This is a genomic window from Winogradskyella wichelsiae, assembly GCF_013403925.1.
Taxonomy (GTDB): Bacteria; Bacteroidota; Bacteroidia; order Flavobacteriales; family Flavobacteriaceae; genus Winogradskyella; species Winogradskyella wichelsiae.
On sequence record NZ_JABFDJ010000001.1, the window covers coordinates 440639 to 453052 of the forward strand.

General features: G+C 33.4%; 9 protein-coding genes. All 9 read left to right on the plus strand.

What is annotated here, in order from left to right:
• The first annotated feature begins 469 nt into the window (after positions 1-469).
• Complete coding sequence (gene ilvD, locus HM985_RS01995) at positions 470-2149, plus strand: dihydroxy-acid dehydratase (protein ID WP_179374625.1); 1680 nt, start codon at positions 470-472, stop codon at positions 2147-2149.
• Positions 2150-2222: 73 nt separating this feature from the next.
• Positions 2223-3956 (plus strand): biosynthetic-type acetolactate synthase large subunit, encoded by a 1734-nt coding sequence (gene ilvB / locus HM985_RS02000; RefSeq protein WP_179374626.1) that lies wholly within the window; start codon positions 2223-2225, stop codon positions 3954-3956.
• A gap of 2 nt (positions 3957-3958) precedes the next feature.
• Entirely contained in the window at positions 3959-4489 is a 531-nt protein-coding gene (ilvN, locus tag HM985_RS02005) for an acetolactate synthase small subunit (protein WP_179374627.1), read from the plus strand.
• A gap of 69 nt (positions 4490-4558) precedes the next feature.
• The gene (gene ilvC, locus HM985_RS02010) at positions 4559-6064 is read left to right on the plus strand and encodes a ketol-acid reductoisomerase (RefSeq protein ID WP_179374628.1); all 1506 of its coding nucleotides are present in this window, start codon (positions 4559-4561) and stop codon (positions 6062-6064) included.
• An 81-nt stretch (positions 6065-6145) separates the two neighbouring features.
• A complete protein-coding gene (gene ilvA / locus HM985_RS02015; protein WP_179374629.1) occupies positions 6146-7417 on the plus strand; it encodes a threonine ammonia-lyase IlvA in 1272 nt (423 codons plus the stop codon).
• An 80-nt stretch (positions 7418-7497) separates the two neighbouring features.
• The gene (locus tag HM985_RS02020) at positions 7498-9090 is read left to right on the plus strand and encodes an NADP-dependent glyceraldehyde-3-phosphate dehydrogenase (RefSeq protein ID WP_179374630.1); all 1593 of its coding nucleotides are present in this window, start codon (positions 7498-7500) and stop codon (positions 9088-9090) included.
• A gap of 430 nt (positions 9091-9520) precedes the next feature.
• On the plus strand, positions 9521-10141 hold the full coding sequence (locus tag HM985_RS02025) for a GNAT family N-acetyltransferase (protein WP_179374631.1): 621 nt from the start codon (positions 9521-9523) through the stop codon (positions 10139-10141).
• A 1-nt stretch (position 10142) separates the two neighbouring features.
• Entirely contained in the window at positions 10143-11330 is a 1188-nt protein-coding gene (locus HM985_RS02030; protein ID WP_179374632.1) for an argininosuccinate synthase, read from the plus strand.
• Positions 11327-12304 (plus strand): N-acetyl-gamma-glutamyl-phosphate reductase, encoded by a 978-nt coding sequence (argC, locus tag HM985_RS02035; RefSeq protein WP_179374633.1) that lies wholly within the window; start codon positions 11327-11329, stop codon positions 12302-12304. Before HM985_RS02030 ends, argC begins: the two co-directional genes overlap by 4 nt.
• Positions 12305-12414: the final 110 nt, after the last annotated feature.

Genomic DNA, 12414 nt, shown 5'->3' on the forward strand with positions numbered 1-12414 from the left:
CAAAGCAAAATAATCTATTAACCATTACCCCAGTTACATCAAACACACAAATATAAATCATTACAGTCATTGACATTTCCTAGATTAAAATGTTTAAACTTTAAATTTAAGATAGAAAATTTTTATATCATAAAATAAATTCCGATCTTCGATAAGACATATGAAAAAACAAGTCATTAATATCATTTCTATTATTCGCATTGAGATTATTTCTCAAAGCCAAGGAATGCTATAAATGAATAAAACATAAATTTATTTTTAAGCCTTCCTTTAATTTGGAAGGCTTTTTTTGTACAAAAAAATTAAACATTTGAACATCATAATTATTCAACAATAAGAAACTGATAAACAATAAGTTAAACTAACCTTGCAATAATTGAATTTAGATGAATTATGAGAACTCTTTTACTGAAATAACACATATAAAGTAATTTAGATTCACTAAATCAATTTTGCCTTTAATAAAACTATGAGCGAATTAAATAAATACAGTAAAACCGTTACCCAAGATGCAACACAACCGGCTGCTCAAGCTATGTTGCACGCTATTGGATTAACGAAAGAAGATTTTTTTAAACCTATTGTCGGAATCGCTAGTACAGGTTACGAGGGTAACCCTTGTAATATGCACCTAAACGATTTAGCAAAACTTGTAAAAAAAGGAACTAAGAACAAAGATGTTATTGGATTAATATTTAACACCATTGGAGTTAGTGATGGTATTTCTATGGGAACACCAGGAATGCGTTACTCATTACCATCTAGAGATATTATTGCAGATTCTATGGAAACTGTAGTCCAAGCTATGAGTTACGACGGATTAGTTACAGTTGTAGGTTGTGATAAAAATATGCCAGGTGCATTAATGGCGATGATTCGTTTAGACCGACCAAGTATTTTGGTTTATGGAGGAACTATTGATTCTGGTTGCCATAATGGCAAAAAACTAGATGTCGTTTCTGCTTTTGAAGCATGGGGAAGTAAAGTTGCCGGAACCATGGACGAAACAGAATATCAAAATATTGTTGAAAAAGCTTGTCCAGGCGCTGGTGCTTGTGGTGGAATGTACACTGCAAACACAATGGCTTCTGCAATTGAAGCCTTAGGAATGACTTTGCCTTTTAACTCTTCTAACCCAGCATTAAGTGATGCTAAAAAAGAAGAATCTGTAAGAGCTGGTGAAGCCCTACGTTTATTATTAGAAAAAGATATTAAACCGTCTGATATAATTACTAGAAAATCTTTAGAAAACGCAGTAAGACTCGTTACAATATTAGGTGGTTCTACCAATGCTGTATTACACTTTTTAGCCATTGCAAGAGCTGCTCAAATTGATTTCACCTTAAAAGATTTTCAAGATATTAGTGACAATACACCATTTTTGGCCGACTTAAAACCAAGTGGAAAATATTTAATGGAAGACATACATGCCGTTGGTGGAATACCTGCAGTATTAAAATATTTACTTAAAAAAGGATTAATTCATGGTGACTGTTTAACTGTTACAGGAAAAACAATTGCAGAGAATTTATTAGATGTTCCTGACTTAAAAGAAGGTCAAGATGTTATACACCCTATTGAAAAACCTATTAAAATTTCAGGACATTTAAGAATGCTTTACGGAAATTTAGCTACAGAAGGAAGTGTTGCAAAAATCACAGGTAAAGAAGGTTTATGCTTTAGAGGAAAAGCTAAGGTTTTTGAAGGAGAATATGCAGCAAATGATGGCATTAGAGATGGAAAAGTAGAAAAAGGTGATGTTATTGTTATTAGATACGAAGGACCAAAAGGCGGACCAGGTATGCCAGAAATGTTAAAGCCTACAGCTGCTATTATGGGCGCTGGTTTAGGAAAAGATGTGGCTTTAATTACCGATGGAAGATTCTCTGGAGGAACACACGGTTTTGTTGTAGGACACATTACACCTGAAGCACAAGAAGGAGGAACTATTGCTGTTGTAAAAGATGGAGATATTATTACCATTGATGCTGAAACAAATTCTATATCACTTGAAGTCTCTGAAGTAGAACTTCAAAAAAGACGTCAAAAATGGAAAGCACCAGAATTAAAGTTTGAACGTGGTGTTTTATATAAATATGCAAAAACAGTATCATCCGCATCTAAAGGATGTGTAACGGATGAATTTTAAAAAGAAAGAGTCAAGAGAAAACGAATAAAACCATAATAGTTTTTAATCTATTCTCAATAATCCATTTTATACTATGGAAGTAAAAACAGAACAAAACAACCCAAAAAAGACATCAACTACAGAACGTATTTCTGGTAGTGAAGCTATAATAAAATGTTTATTAGCTGAAGGTGTCGACATACTTTACGGATATCCAGGTGGTGCAATTATGCCTGTTTATGATGAATTATACAAGTATCAAGATAAAATTCATCATGTTTTAACACGCCACGAACAAGGAGCAACGCATTCTGCACAAGGTTACGCTCGTATTTCGGGTAAAGTTGGTGTTTGTATTGCCACTTCAGGTCCTGGAGCTACCAATCTTGTTACAGGGATTGCAGATGCACAAATAGATTCTACACCAATGGTTTGTATTACGGGCCAGGTGGGATCTCATTTATTAGGAAGTGATGCCTTTCAGGAAACTGATATCGTAGGTATTTCTACACCAGTAACAAAATGGAATTGTCAAATCACTAAAGCTTCACAGATTCCTGAAATGTTAGCAAAAGCATTTTATATCGCAAAAAGCGGTAGACCAGGACCTGTATTAGTAGACATCACTAAAGATGCTCAATTTGAAGAATTTGATTTTGAATACAAAAAGTGTAAAGGTGTAAGAAGTTACAAACCGGTACCTGATACGGATGAAAATTCTCTTAAAGCAGCAGCAGAACTCATTAATAACGCAAAACAACCTTTAATCGTTTGGGGACAAGGTGTTATTTTAGGTAAAGCAGAAGAAGAATTTAAAGCCGTTATTGAAAAAGCAGGAATTCCTTCTGCTTGGACTATTTTAGGAGCTTCTGCAATACCAACTGCTCATCCTTTAAATGTAGGAATGGTTGGTATGCATGGTAATTACGCACCAAATGTTTTAACCAACCAATGCGATGTTTTAATTGCTATTGGTATGCGTTTTGACGATCGTGTTACAGGAAATTTAGAATCGTATGCAAAACAAGCGAAGGTGATTCATTTTGATATTGATCCTGCTGAAATTGATAAAAACGTAAAAACAGATGTTGCGGTTCTTGGAGATTCTAAAGTGAGTTTAAAAAACTTATTGCCGTTATTAAATCTAAATTCACATAAAGAGTGGCATAAAAAATTCAAAGACTTATATAAAATAGAGTACGAAAAAGTTATTAAAAATGATTTACATCCCACAAAAGAAGGGATAACAATGGCAGAAGTGTTGAAAGAAATCAACATACAAACCAAAGGTGATGCTGCTATTGTTAGTGATGTTGGCCAACATCAAATGATTGCATGTCGTTATGCTGAATTCAATAAATCAAAAAGTAATATTACCTCTGGAGGCTTAGGAACTATGGGTTTTGCATTACCTGCTGCTATTGGAGCTAAAATGGCTGCACCAGATAGAGAAGTTGTAATGATTGCAGGAGATGGAGGTTATCAAATGACGATTCAGGAATTAGGTACTATTTTTCAACAAAAAGTACCCGTAAAAATTGTGGTTTTAAATAACGAGTTCCTTGGGATGGTAAGGCAATGGCAACAACTATTTTTCGATAAACGTTATGCGTCAACAGAAATGACAAATCCCGATTTTGTAGCGATTGCAAAAGGTTATCATATTGAAGCTCAAAAAGTAACCGAAAGAAAAGATTTAAAAGCAGCTGTAAAAGAAATGATCGATTGTGAAGGTCCATATTTCTTGGAAGTTAGAGTAGAAAAGGAAGGTAATGTATTTCCTATGATACCTACAGGTGCAAGTGTTTCAGATATAAGATTAGAGTAATTATGGAAAACGAAAACAGACAATTTACCGTTTCTATTTATACGGAAAACAATATAGGATTGTTGAATAGGATTTCAGCAATATTCCAAAGAAGACATATGAATATTGAGAGTCTTAACACATCACCTTCAGAAATTGAAGGAGTTTCTAGATTCACAATTGTTGTAAATATTACAGAGGCTCAAATGAAAAAAATTCAAGGGCAGATAGAAAAACAAGTCGAAGTTATAAAAGCTTACTATCACACCGAAGATGAAATCATTTACCAAGAGTCTTGTTTATTCAAAATTAAATCTGAACTATTATTTGATGAACGTCAAATTCAAAATATCATCAGAGAAAGCAATGCCAGAATTGTAACGGTAAACAAAGAATTCTTCGTGTTAGAAAAATCAGGAAGAAAAGAAGAAATAGATTTATTATATAGAGAATTAAACATCTTTGGAATTATGCAATTTACACGTTCTGGTCGTGTTGCTGTAACCAAAGATAAAATGAAAATATCAACATTACTTGAAGCATTTCAAGATTAAAAAAATAAAGAAAAAAGGAACTATAAATTAAAATCCTGTTTCTCTTTTCTGAACTAAAAACAAAAAACAATGTCAAATTATTTCAACACATTAGCATTAAGAAATCAATTAGATCAATTAGGAAAATGTCGTTTTATGGATGCTTCAGAATTTGAAGATGGTGTAAACGCATTAAAAGGAAAGAAAATCGTTATTGTGGGATGTGGAGCGCAAGGTCTTAACCAAGGTTTAAACATGAGAGACTCTGGGTTAGACATTTCTTATACTTTACGTCAGGTTGCTATTGACCAAAAACGTGAATCTTATAAAAATGCAACTTCTAACGGATTTACTGTTGGGACTTATGATGAGTTAATTCCTACTGCTGATTTAGTGTTAAACTTAACACCGGACAAGCAACACACCAATGTTGTAAAAGCAATTATGCCTCTTATGAAGAAAGGGGCAACTTTAAGTTATTCTCATGGTTTTAATATTGTAGAAGAAGGTACTGTTGTTCGTGAAGATATTACTGTAATTATGGTGGCACCAAAATGCCCTGGTACAGAAGTAAGAGAAGAATATAAACGTGGTTTTGGTGTACCGACTTTAATTGCGGTACATCCAGAAAATGATCCAGAAGGAAAAGGTTGGGCGCAAGCCAAAGCTTATGCTGCTGCAACTGGTGGAGATAAAGCTGGTGTTTTACAATCGTCTTTTATTGCGGAAGTAAAATCTGATTTAATGGGAGAACAAACCATACTTTGTGGTTTATTACAAACAGGAGCTATTTTATCTTTTGATAAAATGGTTGAAGAAGGCATTGAACCAGGTTATGCTGCTAAATTAATTCAATATGGATGGGAAACTATCACAGAAGCTTTAAAACATGGTGGAATTACTAACATGATGGATCGTTTATCTAATCCTGCTAAAATAAAAGCTTTTCAATTATCTGAAGAATTAAAAGACATTATGCGTCCATTATTTGAAAAACATATGGATGATATTATCTCTGGTCATTTTTCTAAAACTATGATGGAAGATTGGGCAAATGATGATGTAAACTTATTAACTTGGAGAGCTGCAACTGGTGAAACTGCTTTTGAAAAAACTAAATTAACTTCAGATCATATTACAGAACAAGAATATTTTGATCATGGTGTATTATTAATTGCATTTGTGAAATCTGGTGTTGAACTCGCTTTTGAAACTATGGTAAGCGCAGGTATTATTGAAGATTCTGCTTATTATGAATCTTTACATGAATTACCATTAATAGCTAACACTATTGCTAGAAAGAAATTATTTGAAATGAACCGTGTCATTTCTGATACTGCAGAATATGGTTGTTATTTATTCGATCACGCATGTAAACCATTATTAACCGATTTCATGAAAACGGTAGATACTTCTATCATCGGAAAATCATTTTCTAATACAACAGGTGTTGATAATAAAGAATTAATTGCGGTTAACGATGCTATTAGAAATCACCCTATAGAATCTGTTGGTCAACGTTTACGTGCTGCTATGACGGCAATGAAAGTTATAAAAACTGAAGATGTAAAAGCTGAAGAATCTGTCTTAGCTTAACTATTATAATCCTGTCAGGTTTTAAAAATCTGATAGGTATTTTTTTAATTAAAGAGGTTCCTGCCTTCGCAGGAAACGAACATGGAAAAAACCACAACAAACATATACAAGCCTACACTTAAAGCTGTTGAAGCTGCTGCCGAAAGACTTAGAGGTATTGCTCACGTTACTCCACTAATAAAAAACGCACAATACTCAAAACTATTTGATGCTAATGTGTATTTTAAAAGAGAAGATTTACAAGAAGTTCGCTCTTATAAAATCCGTGGAGCTTATAATAAAATTTCATCTTTAAGCCCTATTCAAACTGAAAATGAAATTGTATGTGCAAGTGCCGGAAACCATGCACAAGGTGTTGCTATTTCATGTAAATTACTGAAGATAAAAGGCACCATTTTTATGCCTTCACCTACACCTAATCAAAAAATTGAACAGGTAAAAATGTTTGGTGAAGATTACGTCACCGTGGTTTTAGTTGGTGACACTTTTGATGACGCAAGTCATGCCGCCATGGAAGAATGCCAACGTTTAAACAAAACATTTATCCATCCTTTTAATGACGAAAAAGTTATTGAAGGTCAAGCAACGGTAGGTTTAGAAATTATAGACCAAGCCAAAGTGCACCCTATACATTATGTATTTGTACCCATTGGAGGCGGTGGATTATCTTCTGGATTATCTTCTGTTTTTAAAATTCTATCCCCACAAACAAAAATTATTGGTGTAGAACCTAAAGGAGCGCCCTCTATGCTTACTTCAATAAAAAACAACAAAAACACAGAATTAGAATCCATAGAAAATTTTGTAGATGGTGCAGCCGTAAAACGTGTTGGTGATTTAAATTTTGCTATTTGTAAAGAAAATTTATCTAATGTAATTACCGTTGATGAAGGAAAAATATGTCAAACCATCTTAGACCTTTACAATAAAGAAGCTATCGTAGTAGAGCCAGCTGGTGCCTTAAGCATTTCCGCATTAGAACAATATGCCGATGAAATTAAAGGTAAAAACGTCGTTTGTGTAATAAGTGGAAGTAATAATGATATTACACGAATGGCCGAAATAAAAGAACGTGCTTTAATCTATGCCAATCTTAAGCATTACTTTATTATAAAATTCCCACAACGTGCAGGAGCTTTACGAGATTTTGTAGTAGATATACTAGGTCCAACCGACGATATTACACATTTTGAATACACCAAAAAAGTGAATAGAGAAAATGATGTTGCTGTTGTTGGATTACAACTTAAATCACCATCAGACCTAGAACCTTTAATATCTAAAATGAAACTTCACAATTTCTTCGGAGATTACTTAAATGATAAACCCGACTTATTTCAATTCCTAGTATAGCTTAACATAGATTTAACCAAATTAGAAGTTACTTTTTCCGTACCTTTATTAGCATATTTAATAGTTAAAAATAGACGAATATGAAGTCAACATTTGAAGAAATTCCTGAACAATATAAAATCAATAATTTGGTTCACCAAAACACCTATTTGGTCGGTGGAAAATTAATACCCTGGGCTGGAGAAACTTCGGAAGTCTATTCCACAATTTCTTCAACAGAAGATTACAAGCCTACACTTTTAGGAACCATACCAACATTAGGAGAAAAAGAAGCTCTAAGTGCACTTGACGCCGCATGTTCAGCTTACAATAAAGGAAAAGGTTTATGGCCAACTATGAAAGTTGAAAACCGTATTGCTTGTATGGAGAAGTTTGTAGAGCAAATGAAAACCAAACGAGAAGAAATTGTTAAACTCTTAATGTGGGAGATTGGCAAAAGCTTACCTGATTCACAAAAGGAATTTGATAGAACTGTAGAATACATTTACGATACCATTGAAGATTACAAACAAATGGATCGTGATAGTGCTAAGTTTGAGAAAAACTCTGGTGTTAATGCACATATTAGAAGAGGTCCTTTAGGAGTTGTCCTTTGTTTAGGCCCTTATAACTATCCTTTAAACGAAACTTTTGCATTATTGATTCCTGCTATAATGATGGGAAACACAACTATTTTTAAACCTGCTAAACATGGTGTTTTATTAATCACACCTTTATTAGAAGCTTTTAGAAATAGTTTTCCAGAAGGAGTTGTAAATATTATATATGGCAGAGGAAGAACTGTCGCTGCACCAATTATGCAAGCTGGAAAAGTAGATGTACTAGCTTTAATAGGAAACAGTAAATCTGCAAACGCTTTACAAAATCAGCATCCAAAAAGTAATAGATTACGCCTAGTACTTGGCTTAGAAGCTAAAAACCCAGCAATTGTATTACCTGATGCCGATTTAGATTTGGCCATAGACGAATGTATTGCAGGCTCTACTTCTTTTAATGGACAACGTTGTACAGCACTGAAAGTATTATACGTACATGAAACAATTGTTGAAGAATTTAACAAACGCTTTTCAGCAAAAGTAGATGCTTTAAAATTTGGTAACCCTTGGGAGGATGGTTCTAAGTTAACACCATTACCTGAGCCTGAAAAACCTGCATACATTCAAGAATTAATTGATGATGCCACGATTAAAGGTGCTAAAGTAATTAATACCAAAGGAGGAGAAACCACAGAGAACTATATTTTTCCTGCCGTTTTGTTTCCTGTTTCAAAAGATATGCGTGTTTTTCAAGAAGAACAATTTGGACCCGTAATTCCAATTGTCCCATTTAGTGATATTGAAGAACCTTTAGATGACATGGCCGAATCTAATTACGGACAACAAGTAAGCCTTTTTGGTAAAGATGTAAAAACATTAGCACCATTAATTGATACACTTGTAAATTTAGTTTGTCGTGTAAACCTTAATAGCTCGTGTCAACGTGGTCCTGATGTCTATCCTTTTACAGGCCGAAAAGATTCTGCCGTTGCCACTTTAAGTGTGCATGATGCTTTACGTTCTTTTTCAATCAGAACCTTTGTTGCTTCAAAAGACAATGACTACAATAATGCGATACTGAAGGACTTAATGGATTCTAAAGCTTCAAATTTTGTAAGCACAGATTACATCCTTTAATTAAAAACTCTAATAATGAGATATTTATAATTTAAAAGTGATTTATTTAGAAATTCATAATTTTTTGATAAATCACTTTTTTATTAGTGGTTATAAGAAATATAATACCTATATTAGTCTTATGTTTACACTGACACACAAATATAGAGCACCCAGACCTACTGGTCTTGACTTAACAAAACGCCGTCGCTAATTCTCATAATTAGCAACAAATTCTATATTCATTTTTACTCTTTTTACTTGTGTACAACTCAAAATTCAACTTATATTCTCACTTTTTAACTATCGTATTAGATAGTCGTAGTGCCGTACGCCGCTTTTCTATTCGTCGCCCGTAAGGGTACGTTTCTATTTATAGAATTTAGGTGAGTCCGATTCTGCTTTCAAAAACAAAAATCAAAACATTTTATAATTTAAAATATCAATTACGATGGAAATTGTTATTGCAGATAAATCACATAGCATTTACGCAGAAATTATTTGTGAAACTATTGCCGATGCCGCTAAAGTAAGAGGTACTGGTATCGCTAAACGTGAGCCTGAATACATCATCACTAAACTAGAAAATGGTAATGCTGTTATTGCTTTAGAAGGAGATAAATTCGCTGGCTTCTGTTACATTGAACAATGGAGTCATGGCAAATTTGTAGCTAACTCAGGTTTAATTGTGCATCCAGATTTTAGAAACCTTGGATTAGCGAAACAAATTAAAAAAGTAGTTTTTGATCATTCAAGAACAAAATTTCCAGACGCTAAAATATTCAGTATTACTACTGGTCTAGCAGTTTTAAAAATGAATAGCGAACTGGGCTATAAACCCGTTACATTTTCAGAATTAACAGACGATCAATCCTTTTGGAAAGGTTGCCAAACCTGTAAAAACTTCGATGTTTTAACAAGAACGGAACAAAAAATGTGTCTGTGTACGGGTATGTTATATGACCCTAGCAAGGTAGAAGCACCAAAAACGGAAAGTCGTGATTATGATAAAAAGGTTTGGACACGATTAAAACTTATAAAACAAAACATGTTTTTAAAAAAAGACAAATAAGATGAGTAAAAAATTAGTTATAGCATATAGTGGCGGATTGGATACGTCTTACTGCGCGGTAAGTTTAAGTAAAGCAGGATATGATGTTCATGCAGTAAGTGTAAACACAGGTGGTTTTACTTCAGAAGAAATTAAAACGATTGAAAGTAACGCCTATAAAATGGGAGTTTCTACCTATAAAAATATTGATGCCATTGCATCATATTATGATAAAGTGATTAAGTTTTTAATCTTCGGAAACGTACTTAAAAACAATACATATCCTTTGTCTGTAAGTGCGGAACGTATCATTCAAGCTATTGAAATTGTTCAATATGCAAAAAGTATTGACGCAAAATATATTGCACACGGAAGTACTGGTGCTGGAAACGACCAAGTTCGTTTTGACATGATTTTTCAAACTTTAGCACCAGAAATTGAAATCATCACACCTATTAGAGATGGTAAATTAACAAGACAACAAGAAATTGATTACTTGGTTGACAACGGAATCGACATGTCTTGGAATAAAGCTAAATACTCTGTTAACAAAGGCCTTTGGGGAACAAGTGTTGGAGGAGAAGAAACGTTAACTTCAGAAAAACCTTTACCAGATTCTGCTTATCCTTCGCAATTAAAATATACCGATCCCGAAAACGTAGTATTAACATTTTCCAAAGGAGAATTAGTCGCTTTAAATGGCATTAAAAAGAATCCAGAAGCAAATATTGAGATTTTAAACAGATTAGCCTCTGGTTATGCAATAGGAAGAGATATTCATGTTGGAGATACTATTGTTGGAATTAAAGGTAGAGTTGGTTTTGAAGCCGCAGCTGCTTTAATCATCATAAAAGCACACCATTTATTAGAAAAGCACACCTTAACCAAATGGCAATTACAACATAAAGATTACTTGTCTAACTTCTACGGTATGCACTTACATGAAGGTCAATATCTAGATCCTGTAATGAGAAATATGGAAGCTTTTTTACAAAGTAGTCAAGAAAAAGTAACAGGCGATGTATTTGTAACTTTAAAACCTTATCATTTTTCACTAGATGGTATTGCTTCTAAGCACGATTTAATGAGTGCAAAGTTTGGAAGTTATGGCGAAGAAAACAAAGGCTGGACCGCTGATGAAGCTAAAGGGTTTATCAAAATTTTTGGTAATCAGAACAAAATCTACCAACAAGTAAATTCAGAATCATGATTAAAGCAGGAATCATTGGAGGTGCAGGTTATACTGCTAGCGAATTAATACGTTTATTAATTCAACACGCTCATGTAGAAATCAATTTTATTTTCAGCACCTCAAATGCTGGAAATAAAATAAGTAAAATACATCAAGATTTATTAGGAACCACAGATTTAGTGTTTACCGACACTATAAATCCAGATATTGATGTCTTATTTTTATGTTTAGGTCATGGAAATTCAAAAGCTTTTTTAGAAAAAAACACCTTTTCTGAAACGACTAAAATTATTGATTTAAGTAATGATTTTAGACTAGAAGCTGATGCTAATTTTAATGATAAAGCATTTATTTATGGATTACCTGAACTAAATAAAACAGCTATAAAAAAAGCGAATTACATTGCGAACCCCGGTTGTTTTGCTACTGCAATTCAGTTAGCATTATTACCGCTTGCTAAAGCGGGGGTTATAGCTAACGATATTCATATTAATGCCGTAACAGGTGCTACAGGTGCTGGAACTTCCTTATCAGCAACCACCCATTTTACGTGGAGAGCTAATAATTTCTCGCATTACAAAGCATTTACACATCAGCATTTAGGTGAGATCAATCAAACTGTAAACCTATTACAGTCTGATTTCAATTCAGAAATCAACTTTATGCCCAATCGCGGCGATTTTTCAAGAGGAATTTTCGCTACACTTTACACTAAGTTTAATGGAACTTTAGAAGATGCAAAAACATTGTATTCTGAATTTTATAAAGATGCTGCTTATACCTTTATTTCAGATGAAGACATTCATTTAAAACAAGTGGTTAACACTAATAAATGTATTCTTCATTTACATAAACATGAAAATAAATTATTAGTTACTAGCATTATAGACAACTTATTAAAAGGAGCTTCCGGACAAGCTGTTCAGAATATGAATCTAATGTATGGTTTTGAAGAAACTGAAGGTTTACAATTGAAAGCTAATTATTTTTAACAAACATATTAAGACCTTGCAGGTTTTATAAACCTAGTAGGTCTGAAACCAAATTGAAAATCGCCTAAACTGTCACCTTGAGCGCAGTCGAAAGGTTTAGATAAAATAAA